This is a genomic window from Streptacidiphilus neutrinimicus (assembly GCF_000787815.1).
Lineage (GTDB): Bacteria > Actinomycetota > Actinomycetes > Streptomycetales > Streptomycetaceae > Streptacidiphilus > Streptacidiphilus neutrinimicus.
This window is the reverse complement of the sequence record NZ_BBPO01000016.1, coordinates 101,257-117,850: the sequence shown is the minus strand read 5'-3', so window position 1 is coordinate 117,850 and position 16,594 is coordinate 101,257. Positions and strand designations below refer to the sequence as shown.

General features: G+C 69.3%; 11 protein-coding genes. 9 read left to right on the top strand and 2 right to left on the bottom strand.

Annotated elements, in window-relative coordinates:
• The first annotated feature begins 595 nt into the window (after positions 1 to 595).
• Positions 596 to 1,126 carry a SigE family RNA polymerase sigma factor gene (locus tag TR48_RS13525; RefSeq protein ID WP_042366507.1) on the top strand — a complete coding sequence of 177 codons (531 nt, stop codon included), beginning with the start codon at positions 596 to 598 and terminating at the stop codon, positions 1,124 to 1,126.
• Positions 1,123 to 1,902, top strand: a complete 780-nt coding sequence (locus TR48_RS13520) for a hypothetical protein (RefSeq protein WP_042366505.1) — start codon at positions 1,123 to 1,125, stop codon at positions 1,900 to 1,902. The genes TR48_RS13525 and TR48_RS13520 overlap by 4 nt, the downstream gene beginning before the upstream one ends.
• 331 nt (positions 1,903 to 2,233) lie before the next feature.
• On the opposite strand, the gene TR48_RS13510 is transcribed toward TR48_RS13520, so the two are convergent.
• Entirely contained in the window at positions 2,234 to 3,307 is a 1,074-nt protein-coding gene (locus TR48_RS13510; RefSeq protein WP_042366501.1) for a LacI family DNA-binding transcriptional regulator, read from the bottom strand.
• Between the two features lie 224 nt (positions 3,308 to 3,531).
• Here TR48_RS13510 and TR48_RS13505 point away from each other — a divergent pair, with 224 nt between their 5' ends.
• The 6 genes from TR48_RS13505 to TR48_RS13480 all read left to right on the top strand — a co-directional run bounded on the left by TR48_RS13505 (position 3,532) and on the right by TR48_RS13480 (position 12,794).
• Positions 3,532 to 4,782 (top strand): sugar ABC transporter substrate-binding protein, encoded by a 1,251-nt coding sequence (locus TR48_RS13505; protein WP_042366499.1) that lies wholly within the window; start codon positions 3,532 to 3,534, stop codon positions 4,780 to 4,782.
• A 61-nt stretch (positions 4,783 to 4,843) separates the two neighbouring features.
• Positions 4,844 to 5,836, top strand: a complete 993-nt coding sequence (locus TR48_RS13500; protein ID WP_042366496.1) for a carbohydrate ABC transporter permease — start codon at positions 4,844 to 4,846, stop codon at positions 5,834 to 5,836.
• Between the two features lie 107 nt (positions 5,837 to 5,943).
• Complete coding sequence (locus TR48_RS13495) at positions 5,944 to 6,705, top strand: carbohydrate ABC transporter permease (RefSeq protein ID WP_236652129.1); 762 nt, start codon at positions 5,944 to 5,946, stop codon at positions 6,703 to 6,705.
• A gap of 94 nt (positions 6,706 to 6,799) precedes the next feature.
• The gene (locus tag TR48_RS13490; protein WP_042366560.1) at positions 6,800 to 8,545 is read left to right on the top strand and encodes an amylo-alpha-1,6-glucosidase; all 1,746 of its coding nucleotides are present in this window, start codon (positions 6,800 to 6,802) and stop codon (positions 8,543 to 8,545) included.
• Between the two features lie 100 nt (positions 8,546 to 8,645).
• Positions 8,646 to 10,823 carry an autotransporter outer membrane beta-barrel domain-containing protein gene (locus TR48_RS13485; protein WP_152627949.1) on the top strand — a complete coding sequence of 726 codons (2,178 nt, stop codon included), beginning with the start codon at positions 8,646 to 8,648 and terminating at the stop codon, positions 10,821 to 10,823.
• A 126-nt stretch (positions 10,824 to 10,949) separates the two neighbouring features.
• On the top strand, positions 10,950 to 12,794 hold the full coding sequence (locus tag TR48_RS13480) for an RICIN domain-containing protein (RefSeq protein ID WP_042366494.1): 1,845 nt from the start codon (positions 10,950 to 10,952) through the stop codon (positions 12,792 to 12,794).
• 87 nt (positions 12,795 to 12,881) lie between these two features.
• Here the strand turns inward: TR48_RS13480 and TR48_RS13475 are convergent, their stop codons facing one another.
• Positions 12,882 to 15,107 carry an alpha-L-fucosidase gene (locus TR48_RS13475; RefSeq protein ID WP_042366492.1) on the bottom strand — a complete coding sequence of 742 codons (2,226 nt, stop codon included), beginning with the start codon at positions 15,105 to 15,107 and terminating at the stop codon, positions 12,882 to 12,884.
• A 417-nt stretch (positions 15,108 to 15,524) separates the two neighbouring features.
• On the opposite strand from TR48_RS13475, the gene TR48_RS13470 reads away from it, so the two are divergent.
• Entirely contained in the window at positions 15,525 to 16,586 is a 1,062-nt protein-coding gene (locus tag TR48_RS13470; RefSeq protein ID WP_042366490.1) for a sugar ABC transporter substrate-binding protein, read from the top strand.
• Positions 16,587 to 16,594: the final 8 nt, after the last annotated feature.

Here is a 16,594-nt window from a genome sequence, read left to right as displayed (position 1 = left end):
CAGCTCCCCCTGGGAACCACTCCACGAACATCCGTGCCGCCGCGAAGACGGCCAGAACCTGCCCGTCCAGGACGGCGTTCGGTGCTTGGAGGTAGGCAAGCGGCTGGGGCGGCGGCGAAGTGCGGGACACGGACGGCAGTTTCGCAGACCCGCCACCGCACTCGGGAGGGAACCAGCATCCGCCCCACCCGCCCCTGAACCCCGGCCGTGCTTGGCCCCGAGTTCCTTTTTCGGCGGACCCGGCAACCTTCTCACGGGCGGCGGCAACAGAGAGGTGGAACACCGACTCGACGGGCTCGAACGAACGGATGGGCATGAGGCGAACGAGGCGCGCCGCAGAACAGTCGCGGCGCGGAGACGGGCTGGCCAGAGGCACTCCCGGCGCGCTGCTGAGCGTCGGGGTACTGACATGCCCGATCCTGGCGTTCCTGCCTGACGGGGGCCCGGTCGACGCGGGGCGTCGCCCAGCGGACCGGTGTCGAGTTCGCCCGCCGTTAACCGGGCGGCCGTCCTGCCGCCCGGCCTTGTGGACGACCGCTGCTACCCTCATGCCTCGTTGTTAACGCGCACATGGCAAGAAAGGGCGACCGAGGGAGTGCTCCCCGATGACGCGTCCGTAGATTTCCACGACTTCTTCGAACGCCACTACGCCGAACTGGCCCGCTTCGCCCACCTCCTGACCGGAGAGGCCGACGCGGCCGACGACCTGGCCGCGGACGCCCTGGTCGCGATCTGGCAGAACTGGGACCGGTTCCGCGCGGCCCAAAGCCCGCGCGCCTACGCGCGCGGCGTGGTGGCCAACATGGCCCGCGAACGGGTCCGCAGCACGGTCCGGGAGCGCCGCCGGATCACCCTGTTCTGGTCCCGCGTCCCGGAGCGGACGGACGGCCCCGACGTGGCCGCCGTCCTCGACGTGCGCACCGCACTGACCCGGCTGCCGTTCCGCAGACGAGCCTGCGTCGTGCTGCGCCACGCCTTCGACCTGTCGGAGAAGGACACCGCGATGGCTCTGGGAATATCGGTCGGTACAGTCAAGAGCCAGACCTCCAAGGGCCTGGCCGAGCTCGAACGCATACTCGGCGTACGATCCGCCGAGCTACTGGTGGCAGGGAGGAGGGTTCCGTGAGCGAGGAGATCACCCGACAGCTGCGCGAGTCCGCCCAGGCCTACCAGCCCGACCGGGCCAGGATGCTGGCCCGTGCGGAGCGCGCTCTCGCCGGCCCCGTCGTCAGTCACCGCACCCGCCCGTTCGCCCGGTCGGGCCGACGGACCGTCCTCGCCGCCCTCGCCACGGCCGCGCTGCTGGCGACCGGGGGTTTCGCGGTCGCCGACATCGTCCGCGGACCGGCGCCGACCACCGTCGTCACGACACCCAGCCAGACCCCGTCGGCCTCTCCCCGTCCGACGCCGTCGCCCACCACCACCTCCACCGGCTCCACACACTCCTCACCGACCACGGCCCCGGCCGGTTCGCACCCGGCCCAGCCCGTCGGCGCACGGCCCCAGGCCGGACCCCTGTGGTCGGCAGGCTCCGTGGACCCGCACTCCACCGTCTACTGGTCCCAGGGCGACCTCCAGCTGAGGACCGCTCAACCGCTCACTTCCCTGACCGTGGAAATCCGCGTCACGCAGACCGGCGGCGTACAGAGCACGGGCAGCTGGAGCACCGTGCCGAACAGCGGCGACTTCACCGTCACCGTGCGCCAGTCCGGCAGCACGCTGATCTACCGCTGGACGCTCAAGGCAGGCCCGACCCTGCCGGCCGGTCAGTACCTGTTCGCCGCCCAGTTCAACCACGCCACCGGTGTGCGCGACGCGGGCAGCGACAGCTACCGGGTCGACGCGCGGTGCCAGACCGGCTCCCCGACGGCGGTCTGGGGAGGTTTCACCCCGGCACGGTAGCGCCAGGCCCTGTCCTGGGACCGGTGGAGCTTGGTGCTCCTGCCCGGTGACGCTCGCCCCGGGTCATGGCTCGCGCCACGACCCGGGGCGAGCCGCCGCGGCCCGCCTGGGCGTCCGGCCCAAGCCGCACCTGTACGCCTGCAGGCACCTGTCCAACACCGCGTCACTACTGCTGCCGGTCTCCAACCTGACTCCGGTCCTGCTCGTCTGGCCCCTGCAGGCGCCTGACGTCACCACCCTTCCGCCGCCTCCGTCGCGGTGAGGGCCGACGCGGACGTCATGCCCGACCGCTTTACTCCGCTGGGGCTCGGATCAGGACCGTGGCACCGCGTCAAGACAACCCTCCGCCGGTGGGCTGTTGTGGCTGACCCACGGGCCGGATCGCAGCATGCGAACCGGCCGGTGCCGCGCCCGTGCTGTGGCGCAGCGAGATCGGCGGGCTCATCAGGATGTGCTGCGCCGGCATCGAGGGGTCGCGGATGATCTCCACCAGCAAGGCCATGGCCTGTGCGGCCATCTGATCGCTCGGCATGTCCGCCGCCGTCAGCGGGGGTCGGAAGTCCTCCGCCCACTGGCTGGCGACGACGCCAGTCAGGGAGAAGTCCCGGGGGATCACCAGTCCGGCTTCCTGCAAGGCGCGTTGAACTCCCGGTAGCGCCGCCTCGTTGATCGTGGCGAGCGCGGTGACCTCGGGGCGGCCGGCGAGCAGATCGGCGATGCACTCCTGGCCGCAACGGGCGTCGTCGCCGCACAGCAGCTCGGTCCCCTGGAGGCCGAGTTCGGTGACCGCTCGCATGAAGCCTTCGCGAGCCCGGTGACCTGGTCCGTAACCGGCGGCGACGAGCTCGGGGGATCGGTTCAGCAGGGCGATGTCGCGGTGCCCGAGGTCGGCGAGATGCCGGACGCAGTGGTAGATCAGCCCGGCGTAGTCGACATCGACCCAGAACATGCCCGGGTCGTTCGCCGGGTGGCCGATGCCGACGAAGGGCATGCGCGCCTCCCGCAGGCGGTCCACGCGCGCGTCCTCCATGCGGATCTCCATGAGGATCACGCCGTCCACGCGGCTCTCCGACACCAGCCGCTCGAAGGAGCGGTCGTGATCACCGCCCGACGGGGAGAGCAGGACGTCGAGGTCCGCCTTCGCGGCCGCGTCGACCACGCTGCCCACGAAGTCCAGCTGCATGTGGGTGAGCCGACTGCTGGCCGGCGGGATCACCAGGCCGATCGTGCGGGTCCGGCCTTCGGCGAGGGCGCGGGCAGAGGCGTTCGGGCGGTAGCCCAGTTCGTCGATGACGGACTGGATCCGCTTGCGCGTGGCCTCCGAGACGGGCCGGTTGCCGCTCAGCGCGTAGGAGACCGTGCTGCGTGACACTCCTGCACGGCGGGCGATCTCGCCGATGTTCATGCGTTCCGCTCCCTAGTGGCCGTCTTTCATGGCCGCCATCCTACGGTGCGCGAACCGGTTCGACTACACGTGCAGAACCCCTTGACGCCAATCTGATGGCGTCCTAGGTTCCCTGTCGAACCGGTTCGCGCAACCGGTTCGACATCTCCGCGTAACGCATCCAGGGCCTCCGGCCCACTTCTTCTGACCCCGCGACGCCGCAGGTCGGAAAGGGACAACGCGCCATGAACAGAAACACCTCCCGCAGGCTCGCGCTCGCCTCTCTGGCCGTCGCGGTCATCCTCACCGGCGCCTCCGCCTGCGGCGGATCCTCCGGGTCCTCCGCCGGCTCGTCCGGCTCGGCGGCGGGGACGTACACGGTCTGGGACCCCTACCCCCAGTTCGACGCCGGCTCCGACTGGGCGAAGCTGCTGAACAACTGCGGCACGCAGGCGGGCGTGACGATCAAGCGCACCGCGTTCGACACGAGCGACCTGACCAACAAGACGCTCCTGGCCGCGCAGCAGGGCAACTCCCCGGACGTGCTGATCGTCGACAACCCGGTCGTGTCCACCCTGGCCGAGGCCGGTGTGCTCACCACCACGGACGACAACAAGATCGACACCTCGCAGGTCCTGCCCAACCTGCTGGGCGCCGGCCAGAGCGGCGGCAAGACGTACGGGACCCCCATCGGCGCGAACACGCTGGCCCTGTACTACAACAAGAGCATCCTCAAGGCCGCCGGGGTCGATTCGGCGGGCATCAAGGACTGGGCCTCGCTCAACGCCGCCCTGGCCAAGGTGAAGGCCGCAGGCAAGAAGGGCATCACCTTCTCCGCCATCGGCACCGAGGAGGGCAGCTTCCAGTTCCTGCCCTGGTTCTGGGGCTCCGGCGCGCAGCTGACCGACCTCGCCTCAAACCAGGCCGTGTCCGCCGTGACGCTCTGGCAGAACTGGCTCAAGGCAGGCTACGCACCCAACTCGGTCATCAACAACACCCAGACGACCAGCTGGCAGGAGTTCGCCACCGGTCAGTACGCCTTCGCCGAGAACGGCACGTGGCAGCTCGCCAACGCGAAGAAGGCCGGCTTCGACTACGGGATCCTGCCGATCCCCGCCATGAACGGCGGCACCGCCGCGGCACCCACCGGCGGCGAGTTCGTCACGGTACCGGTGCAGAGCGACAAGAGCCGCTACGCCACCAGCGCCAAACTGGTGTCCTGCCTGACCAGCGCGGAGAACCTGCTGACCACCGACACGACGCTGTCGTACGTGGCCCCGACCAAGGCCGTGCAGGACAAGCAGGTGGCCGCCAACCCGGACCTGGCGGTGTGGGTGCAGGCGGTCGCCGCCGCCAAGGGCCGTACCGGCGACAACCTGGGAACGAAGTACCCCAAGATCTCCGAGCAGCTGTGGGGTGCGGTGCAGGCGGCGCTGACCGGCTCGCAGTCGCCGAAGGACGCCCTGAACGCGGCCCAGGCCGCGGCCACCAAGTAAGCAGGCAACCTCCAGGCGCCGGCGCTGCCGCGCGGGCCCGCCCACAAAGGACCTCTCGCTGATGACCGACACCACGCACATGGCGGAAGCTCCGCCCGCGCGGGCCCGACGCGGCGCGGCGACCGCCGCTCCCGCACCGGCTGCCTCCGCCGGGCCGGCACCAGGTGGCAAGCCCCGCTCGCAGCAGTGGACCGCCTGGGGGTTCCTGGCCCCGGTAGTGATCTACCTCGGCGTCTTCTACGCCTACCCGCTCTACCGCAACATCGACCTGTCCCTGCGCGACTACACCGTGCGCACGTTCGTCCAGGGCGGCGCCCCCTTCACCGGAGTGCAGAACTACAGCGACGTCGTCCAGGACCCGACCTTCTGGCCGGCGCTGCTGCACACGGTGATCTTCACCGGCGTCTCGTTGTTCTTCCAGTACTCGATCGGGCTCGCGCTCGCGGTGTTCTTCGTCAGGCACTTCCCGCTGTCGTCCGTCCTGCGGGCGCTGTTCCTGGTGCCGTGGCTGCTGCCGCTGATCGTGTCCGCCTCCACCTGGTCGTGGATGCTCAGCAGCGACTCGGGCGTCGTCAACGCGGCGCTGCACACGGTCGGCATCGGCGCGGTCAACTGGCTGACCTCGCCCTCCTGGTCGCTGGTGTCGGTCATCGTCGCCAACATCTGGATCGGCGTCCCGTTCAATCTGGTCGTGCTCTACAGCGGGCTGCAGACCATCCCTGCCTCGCTGTACGAAGCCGCCGCCCTGGACGGCGCCAACGCCTGGCAGCGGTTCTGGCGCATCACCTTCCCCCTGCTGCGCCCGGTGTCCGCGATCACCCTGCTACTGGGTCTGGTCTACACGCTGAAGGTCTTCGACATCATCTGGATCATGACGAAGGGCGGTCCCGGCGACTCGTCCACCACCTTGGCCACCTGGTCCTACCGCCTCGGCTTCGGCAACCTGCTGCCCCAGTTCGGTCCGGGCTCCGCCGTCGGCAACCTCCTGGTCCTGATCGCCCTGGTCTTCGGCCTGTTGTACGTCCGCGTCCAGCGAAGGCAGAACGCATCATGAGCTCCGCGACCGCCTCGGGCCTGCGCCCCACCCACGGCGCGACGACCCGCCGCCCCCGCAACCGCGTGTGGTGGAGGACCGCCCTGGGTGTCCTGTTCACCGCGGCCATGCTGTTCCCGGTCTACTGGATGGTCAACGTCTCGCTGACCCAGGACCGGAACATGCGCAAGTCCACCCCGGACCTGCTGCCGATCAACGGGACGCTGGAGGGGTACCGGCTGGTCCTGGACCAGCAACTCCCCTACCTGGCCACGAGTCTCTTCATCGGCCTGGGCACCGTGGTACTGACCGTCGCCCTGGCCGCGCCCGCCGGGTACGCGCTGGCGAAGCTGCGACCGCGCGGCGGCGGGCTGGTGTCCTTCCTGATGCTCGTGGCCCAGATGGTGCCCGGAATCATCATGGCGATGGGCTTCTACGCCATCTACCTGAACCTTGGGTTCATGGAGTCCGTGCCCGGCCTGATCGTGGCCGACTCCACCCTCGCGGTGCCGTTCGGCGTGCTGATCTTCACCGCGTTCATGAGCGGGATCCCCGGGGAACTCCTGCAAGCCGCCCAGATCGACGGCGCCGGCCCGGTGCGCACCTTCTGGTCGATCGTGCTGCCGATGAGCCGGAACGCCGTCGTCACCGTGTCGCTGTTCGCGTTCCTGTGGTCCTGGTCCGACTTCGTCTTCGCGAGCACCCTCGACAACGGCGGCACCAACCAGCCGATCACGCTCGGCATCTACCACTACATCGGCAACAACAACCAGCAGTGGAACGCCATCATGGCGACCGCCGTGGTGGCCTCCGTCCCCGCCGCCCTGATCCTGATCCTCGCCCAGCGCTACATCGCCGCGGGCGTCACCTCCGGAGCGGTCAAGGACTGACCGCCCGATGCCGCCCGCCGCCCGCCGCTGCCCGCGCGACCCCGACCCCGACCCCGACCCCGACCCCGACCCCGATCAAGAAGTGAGCTCTGCCTTGACCGACATCGCCCACGGCCCGACGTTCGCCCTTGAGGACATTCCCTTCAGCCACTACGGGTCCTGGTTCAACCTGTCGCCGGTCACCGCACTGCACACCCGCACCCGTGACCTGCACCTGGTCTCCCACAAGAACGGCATGCACGCCGTCCTGCGCCTGCTGCCGGTCGTTCCCGACACCGGCAGCCGGGCGCCGGCCGCCTGGCATCCCACGCCCGGCCTCCTCACCGTCGCCGCCGCAGAAGGCCACATCGAGTTCGCCTACGAGACCGCGGACGTCCTTCGCGTACGCGGCCGCAACCTGTCCCTCGTCATCACCCCGGCCGAGGGCAAGCTCACCCCGTTCACGGGCACCTATCTCTACCGCGACCCGGTCGACGGCTCCTACCAGTTCAGTTCCTACGAAACCGGACGCCGCTACCGCATCACCCTTCTGTCCGGCGCCTTCGCGGACGTTGCCGGAGCCGAGGCGCTCGCCGAGGCCGACCGACGCCTGACCCTCCACGGCGCGCCCGAGTGGGAAGCCGTCATCGAGGAGATGGACAGCGCCCGCGTCCCCTACGCCACCACCGGCGACTTCGACACGGTCACCGACCGCGCCCGGACCGGCTTCCGCTCCTTCGCGCGGCCGTTCACCGGCCCCCTCACCGGCACCGCGCCGGCCGCCAACCTCGCTGCCTACGTCCTGTGGTCCGCCACGGTCCGCCCCGAGGGCTTGCTGAAGCGCCCCGGCATCCTGATGTCGAAGCACTGGATGGACAAGGTCTGGAGCTGGGACCACTGCTTCAACGCCCTGGCAGTGGCGGCCAGCTCCCCCGAACTCGCTTGGGACCAGTTCCAGTTGCCGTTCGACCACCAGGACGAACGCGGAGCCCTGCCGGATTCGGTCACGCACTCCGAAGTCCTCTACAACTTCGTCAAGCCGCCCATCCACGGCTGGGCCCTGAACCGCCTGCGCGCACGCCTGCCACAACCGCTGGCCGGACAGCAACTCACTACGGCGTACGAGCGGTTGAGGAACTGGACCCGGTTCTGGCTGGACGCTCGCCGCGTCCCGGGCTCAGCCCTGCCGCACTACCAGCACGGCAACGACAGCGGCTGGGACAACGCGACCACCTTCGACTCCCGTCGCCTCGTCGAGGCTCCCGATCTGGCGGCGTTCCTCGTCCTGCAGCTCAAGGAGCTCGCGAGGATGGCCGTCGAGCTCAACCGACCGGACGAGGCCGACGAGTTCGCGGTCCTCGCCGACGCCGTCCTTGCCGCCCTGCTCGACCAGTTGTGGGACGGTGACCGGTTTCTCGCCCGTTCCCCGCACACCGGCACCACCACCCGCAGCCGCAGCCTGCTGGACCTGATGCCGATCGTGCTCGGGGAGCAGCTGCCCCCGTCCATCAGCGCCAAGCTCGCGGACCGCATCCGTGGCCACCTCACCGACCACGGCCTGGCGACCGAGCACCCCGACTCCCCCTGCTACGAGGCGGACGGCTACTGGCGCGGCCCGATCTGGGCGCCGTCGACCGTCCTGATCGAGGACGGACTGCGTCGCGCCGGCCACACCGACCTCGCTGACGAGGTCAGCGCCCGCTTCCGGGTGCTGTGCGAGACCTCAGGCTTCGCCGAGAACTTCGACGCCCGCACCGGCGCCGGACTGCGCGACCGCGCCTACACCTGGACCGCCGCCGCCTACCTCCTCCTGGCGGAGGCCCACACCCGTCGCAACTCAGCCCAGCCCGTGCTCGGCTGAGCCGTCCACGCCCCTCCCGGCGAGCCATCGCGTACGCCCGGACACCCCAGCTTCCCGAGCCGCCCGGCCCGGGGCCCTCCACCCACCTTGGGAGAGCACCATGCGCCTGAGTCCCCCCGTGCGTGCCCGTGCCAGGATCAAGAGCTGGCTCGCGGTCGGCGCGAGCGCGGCCTTGCTCCTGATGGCGGCACCACCCGCAGCCCACGCCGCCACCGAGACGCTCAGCGTGGATCTGTCATCAACGGCCGGACCCATGACCGGCGTCGGCCAAGGCTTCCTGTACGGCCTGAGCCAGGACGGGACCTCCCCGGGCGACAACTACCTACAGCCGCTGAACCCCACCATGATGCGCGGCGGCGGGGCCCGCATCGCCGGCGATGGCTGGATCGGCGACGGCTACAAGCCCGGAGCGGGCTACCAGGCGCGCATCAACTCGATCCTCGCCCAGGTCAGGCGCACGACGCAGGCGCCGTACCACGCCGAGTACGTCCTGATGCTCAGCGACCTGTGGGGCGCCGACCTGACGCAGCCGAGCAACGCCCTCTACCCGTGCGACAACGGCGACTGCTCGAACTGGATCACCTTCGTCGACGACACCGTGGCCGCCATGCAGAACGCCGGGGTCACGGTGACGTACGAGCCCTACAACGAGCCGAACGGCTCCGGCTTCTTCCCGCCGGGGATCGGCACGCAGTACTGGCAGATGTGGAACAGCGCCGTCAAGGAGATCCGGCGACTCGCGCCTTCCGCCCGCATCGAGGGCCCCGCGTTCGCCGGCGGCGTGACCAGTTACTACCAGACGTGGATCCAGACCGCGCAGGCGGCGGGCACCCTCCCGAACGTGATCAGCTACCACTACGGCGATCCGGTGCCCCAGGCCGCCCAGGTCAACAGCTACCTCGCGGCCGCCGGCATCACCGGTATCACCCAGTCGCAGAACGAGTACATCCCGCTCGGTGCCGAGAACGCCGCCTACACGGCCTGGAACCTCGACCGCCTCGCCCAGTCCGGCATCGCCTCCGCGGCTCGCGGGGAGTGGGACAACTGCTGCGCCTCCGGCGACCTCGGCACCGTCCTCACCCACAGTGGCGGGAGCCTGGTGCCCAGCGGGCAGTACTGGGCCTACCGCGCGTACGCCGACCTGACCGGGACTCGGGTCTCCGCCACGGGCAGCGGGAACACGGCCGTGACCGCGGCCGTCGACAGCAACAAGAAGCAGGTGGCGGCGCTGATCGGCGACTCCGGCGGCTTCGTCGGACAGGCGAACGTGTCCATCAGCGGATTCGGCGCTGACCCGTGGCTGATCTCCGGCGGCACCACGCACGTCGAGCTCGACCGGATCCCGAACGTCGCCTCGCTCAACAGCCCCGAAACCGTGTACAGCGGCAACGTCACCGTCTCCGGCGGCTCCGTCACCGTTCCCGTCACGCTCGGCGACGCCGACGGCGCCTACGTCCTGTTCGTGACGCCGCCCGGCTCGGTGTCCTCCGACACGACGACCGACGACACCGCCACCTCGGGCACGGACCACTTCGGCTACGACTCGACCTGGGGCACCGCCGCCGGCGTGCCGGACCTGCACCAGGGCACCGCCCACTGGAGCAACACCACCGGCGGCGCCGCGACCTACACCTTCACCGGCAGCGGTGCGACCATCTGGGGCGTCAAGGACGTGGACCAGGGCATCGCGGGCTTCTCCGTCGACGGGGGCCCGGTGACCTACGCCGACGACTACGCCTCGACCCGCACCGCGCAGGCACCGCTCTTCTCCACCACGGGGCTGGGCGCGGGAACACACACCGTCACGATCACCAACGCGGGCACGAAGAACGCCTCCAGTGCCAACGACACCGTGGCGATCGACTACGCCACCGTCACGCCGAACATCACCACCGCTGATGACGGCACGACCTCCGGCACCAACGCCTTCGCCTACGGCGGCACCTGGGGGACGGCCACCGGCGTCGGCGACCTGTTCGAGGGAACGGCCCACTGGAGCAACACGGCTGGATCAACCGCGACGCTGACGTTCAACGGCACGGGAGCCGTCGTCTACGGCGTCAAGGACGTCGACCAGGGCATCGCCACCTACTCCGTCGACGGCGGCCCTGCTCACAGCGTCGACGACTACAGCGCGGCCCGCGTTCCCGGGGCGAGCCTGTTCAGCGTCTCGGGTCTGACCTCCGGCACCCACACCATCACGGTCACGGTCACCGGGACCAAGAACGGCGCCAGCTCGAACGACATCGTCGCGCTGGACTCCGCGACCGTCTTCTGACACGGGATCAGCGAGACGTCCACCCCTGGTCGGGGCGGCCCACCGCACCGGCGGCCCCGACCGGCTTCCTGAGCCCCGGGGACGATCAGGCCCGGGCACCGTCACCGCACCCCGAGGAGCCGCACGATGAGCCCACTCACCGCACCTCCCCGTCCGACGACCGGCACCGGACGACGAACGGTCTCGATCGCCGTCGTCCTGCTGGCCACGCTGGCCACGACCCTGCTGCCCGCCGGCCCGTCACAGGCCGCCGACACAGGCGTCACGGTCGACTTCGCCACCACCGCAGGCACCCCGACCTACCGCGCCTCGGGCACCCTGTACGGGATGACCCCTGACGGGTCACTGCCGCCGGACCACTTCTACACGGACATCAAGTGGCACTCCGAGCGGGCCGGCGGCGCCCAGCTCAACAGCGGCGGCTACGCCACCAGCCTCGCCGACTACCAGACCCGCTGGAACGCCACCCTCGCCCAGTACAAGCGCACCACCGCCCTCGGCGGCACCTTCATCCTGCTCCCCCACGACCTGTGGGGCGCCGACGGCACCACCAACCAGGCCTTTCCCGGCGACAACGGCGACTGGACGACGTTCGACGCCTTCGTCAACCAGCTCTTCTCCGATGTCAAGGCCAACAACATGACGGTCCAGTGGGACCTCTGGAACGAGCCCAACGGCCAGAACTTCTGGGGGCGGCCGGAGAGCCAGTACCTCCAGATGTGGTCCCGCTTCTACGCCGACGTCCGTGCCAGCTTCCCCGGCCAGCTCATCGTCGGCCCCAGCTACTCCCAGAACCCCGCGAACAACACCTGGTGGCAGGCCTACCTCCCCTACGTCAAGACCCACAACGCCGTCCCCGACATCTGGAGCTGGCACGCCGAGGCCGGTGACCCCGTCGCCGACGCCGCCGCCATGGACGGCCTGCTTGCCTCCTACGGCCTCACCAACCAACGGCCGTACCAGATCAACGAGTACGCCACCCGCGCCCAGCAGAGCCCCGGCGGCGGCGCCTGGTACATCAGCCGCCTTGAGCGGGCCGGCGTCGACGGCCTGCGCGGCAACTGGGGCTCCGGCCTGGCTCTGCACGACTACGAGGCCAACCTGCTCACCAAGAACAGCGCCGGCCAGTACCTGCCGCGCGGCGAGTGGTTCATGTACCGCTACTACGGCTCCCAGACGGGCAACGTCGTCAACCTCGTCCCCGGCGCCAACACCGACGGCTTCGCCACCAAGGACAACACCGCCAGGAACGCCAAGGTCCTCATAGGCAGCAACGGCAACACCGGCAACATCACCGTCGCCCTCAACCGACTCGACACCACCTCGGTCGTGGAGAACGGCCAGGTCCGCGCCGTCATCCAGCGTCTCCCCGACGCCAACGGCGTCGCCGGACCCACCACCGTCTCCGACACGGACCTGACCGTCAGCAACAACGCCGCGTCGGTGACGCTCCCCTACACCAACGCCACGGACGGCTACACCATCACCCTCCTACCGCCCTCCAACACCACGATCTCCACCGCCGCCCTCAGCGAGAACAGCCTCCAGTGCCTGGACGACACCAACCTCAGCACCGCCAACGGGACCCAGTACCAGCAGTACTACTGCGAGGGCGGCTACCAGCAGATGCTCGACCTCAAGCCGGTCGCCGGACGGGCGAACACCTACACCGTCGTCAACGAGCACAGCGGCAAGTGCCTTGACGTCTCCGGCGCCTCCACCGCCGACGGCGCCGCCGTCATCCAGTACAGCTGCAACGGTGGCACGAACCAGGAGTTCACGCTCAACCCGGTCACCGCGCTCGGCAACAGCCAGGACTACCAGCTGGTCGCCGTCCACAGCGGCAAGTGCGTCGACGTCAGCAACGTCTCGAAGACGGCCGGAGCCACGATCCACCAGTGGACCTGTGACCCGGCGAGCAACCTGAGCACCAAGAAGAACCAGGTCTGGCGCCTGACCGGCAAGGCGTGAACCAACCACCCGTAACCGTCTACTGACGGCGCATCACGCCTCCGGGCCGGACACGTGCCCCCGGCCCGGAGGCGCACTGCGAGGGTGTCACACCGCCGTGAAGGTCCACCGCAGGTTGGTGCTGCCGTTCCCGGACCACTGCTTGGTGGGAGAGCCGGAGGGAACGCTGCCGCCGCCGTCCAGGACGAGTCCGGTGGTGCGGTTGGCGACGCTGTACCGGCCGTCACCTTGGTGGATGATCTGCCACTGCTGGTTGGTGCCGCCGTTCCACGGCGCTTCCATGGCCGCGGCGCCGTTGCTCGTGGCGCCCCACCCGTCGACGGCCATGCCGTTGGTGCGGTTCACCAGCTTGTAGTAGCCGTTGCCGAGTTCGACGGCCTGCCATTGCAGGTTGGTGCTGCCGTTCCAGGTCCACTGCTTCAGAGCGGAGCCCGAGGCGACGTTCCCGCCGCTGTCCAGCACCAGCCCGTCGGTGACGTTGGTGATCCGGAACCAGGTGCCCGGGTTGAACTGCACCTTCATCGAGGCGACCGCGTCGTTGTTGCCCGTCGTGCGCAGGTCGGCGTTGTCCGCGGTGAAGGTCCAGGCCGTGCCGGTGTAGTCGTCCCCGGAGTAGCCGATGATCTGGTACCCGGGAGTCAGCCGCAGCGAGGACAGGCTCATGGCGGGCAGGCCGGCGAGCGCCAGCTGGTCTGCGGTGTAGTTCCCGATCGCGAGCACGGCGCTGGGACCCGAGTAGTCGACGTCCTGGTAGACCACCGCCCCGGCGAGGGGCTGGAGGGAGGGGATCTGGCCGGAGAAGGTGAGCTTCAGCACGTACGCCAGGGCGGTGAACGGCGCGGAGGCGGACGGCAGGGTCACGTGCAGACCGGCGGAGTCCTGCGTCGGTGCCGGCAGACCGGTGTAGGTGCCGGCGGTGGAGTCGAGCAGTTGCACGGAGGTGAGTGAGCCGAGGTTGATCCGCGAGGAGCTGAGCGTCGACACCGTCAGCGAGCTGCCCGGCCAGCCCAGCACGGTCGCGTACAGGACGGTGTCGTCCTTGCTGCGGGTGAAGCGGATGTCCTGGGCGGTGCCGGCCTGCGGGCCGGTGAACGCGCCGCCGCCCATCTTCGTCGGGCCCTCCCCGTAGGCGGTCCAGGCCCGTGTCGCGTAGATCGACTCGCCGAAGCGGCCCAGGTAGTCGCCGATCCCGAGCAGGACGTCCTTCTGGGCCAGGGGGATGGTGCCGTCGGCCATCGGGGCGATGTTGAGCAGCATGTTGCCGTTCTTGCTGACCCGGTCGATCAGCGAGTGCAGCATCTGCTGGGTGCTGTAGTAGCCGATGCCCGTGGTGTAGCACCAGCTGGAGCTGGAGATGCTGTCGTCGGTGAGCCAGTAGGGCGCGGTGATGTCGGCCGGCCCGCCGCGCTCGAAGTCGAAGACCTCGCCGTGGCTGTCGTAGCCGTCCTTGTAGGTCGCCACGACCTCGCGGCCCCAGGACTCGGCCTGGTTGTAGTAGTAGGACAGGAAGTTCAGCCGCTGCGTCTCGTCGACCTTGCTCAGGTCGAAGTCCTCCCACAGGATGTCGGGTTGGGCGAGGTCCACGACCTCCTTCAGCTTGTCGTACCAGAGCTGGTTCTCCGCCGTGCTGCCGAGCTGACCGTAGAGCTTCTGCAGGCTCGGGTCCGACTGGGCCGGCACGTGGTCGTAGTAGCCGTTGAAGTTGAAGGCGTGGTGCATGGCCACCAGCAGCTTCAGGCCCTTGGCCCGGATGGCGTCGGCGAACAGCTTCAGCAGGTTGAGTTGGGGACCCTTGGCCGCCGAGTTCCACTCGTTGACCGTGCTGTTCCACATGGAGAAGCCGTCGTGGTGCTCGCTGACCGGGCCGGCGAACCGGGCTCCGGCGTCGACGAACAGCTGCGCCCACTCGTCGGGGTCGAAGTTGCCTCCGGCCGACTTCAGCTTCGGCGCGAACTTCGTGAAGGTGCCGTGCAGGTCGTTCGCACCGTTGATGAAGTTCTGGTACGGCCACACCGACGGGTCGCCGTACGTGGCGATGTGGTGCTGGTTGGCGTTGCTTCCGCTGATGAACATGTTGCGCGGGTACCACTCGCTGTCGTAGGCGGGGACGCTGAAGACACCCCAGTGGTGGTAGATGCCGAACTTGGCGTCCTGGAACCACTCAGGGGCCGCCGGATGCTGGTCCACCGAGGCCCAGGACGGGGTGTACGTGGTCGGCGCGGCCTGGGCGTCGGGGGCACCGAACGCACTGCTCGCGACCGCGGCAGCGACCACTCCGGTGGCGCCCATCAGGAACTGCCGTCTGCCCAACATGGAGAACCTCCATCAACTGCGGCCCTGGCGTTCAGCGTCGGCACGCCGGGCGGCCGGGCTGCCCGGCCGGCGGGGGGATCAGAACGCGGCGAGCACGGGGGTGGGAGCACGCGTTTCGCCGATGCGGGACGAGGCGTCCCTGGTGTCGCCGCATCGGACGTCACGGACGAATCTCGGGCACATGACTCGCCCGCGTCAACAGGTGTGCAGAGATATTGATGGGATGGATCTGCGCGCCGTGAGCCACTCGGCACCCACTCCCGGGGGACGTTCCTGCACTGTCCAGGAAACTTCGTCCTGACTCTGGACAGCCCTTCTCGCCGCCCTCTATAAACATCCCATCTCTTTGATGATGACGTACAGCTGACGCACCGTCGAAACCGTCTCCCGCTTCGGGACCAGCGAGGAAGCAGATCGATGAGACTCAAGCCCGTCCTGTGCAGCACTGCCTCCGCGCTCTGCGCACTGGCACTGCTCAGCGCCTGCAGCAGCGGCTCCACCCCCGCTTCGTCCAGCAGCGCGCCCCTGGTCGGCGTCGACTACCCCCGCTCCGACACCGACTTCTGGAACGCCTACATCAAGTACACGCCCCAGTACGCCGGACAGCTGGGCCTGTCGCTGAAGACCACCAACTCGCAGAACGACGTCGCGACTCTGGCCGCCAACGCGCAGACGCTCATCAGCGAGGGTGTGAAGGGCATCGCGATGGCGCCCCAGGACACCGCCGCCATCGCGCCGACCCTGGCGCAACTGGAGGCGAGGAAGATCCCCGTCGTCACCATCGACACCCGCCCGGACAGCGGCAACGTGTTCATGGTGGTGCGGGCCGACAACCGCGCCTACGGCGAGAAGGCCTGTCAGTTCCTCGGCACGAAACTGGGCGGCAAGGGCAAGGTCGTCATGTTGGAGGGCGGCCTCGACTCCATCAACGGCCGCGACCGCACCGAGGCGTTCAACGACTGCATGAAGACGAGCTACCCCGGCGTCCAGGTGCTCGGGGAGGCCACCAACTGGGACGGCGCCGTCGCCGCGCAGAAGCTGCAGACGGACCTGATCGCCAACCCGGACATCAAGGGCATCTACATGGAGTCGAGCTTCGCCCTGTCCGGCACGCTCCAGGTGCTCAAGCAGAAGGGGCTGCTCGTGGCTCCCACGGATCCGAAGCACGTCTTCATCGTGTCCAACGACGGCATCCCCGAGGAGCTCAAGGACATCGCGGCCGGCGACATCGACGCCACCGTCTCCCAGCCCGCCGACCTGTACGCCAAGTACGCCCTGTACTACCTGAAGGCGGCGATCGCCGGGAAGACGTTCACACCCGGCAGGACCGACCATGACAGCACCATCGTCCAGGTCCGTCCCGGTCTGCTGGAGGACCAGCTCTCGGCTCCCCTGGTCACCGCCGACGGCGGCACCTACGGCGGCCTGCCCAGCGTGAAGAGCACCGACCCCTCCCTGTGGGGCGACAACCTCGGCTGACTGGCCGA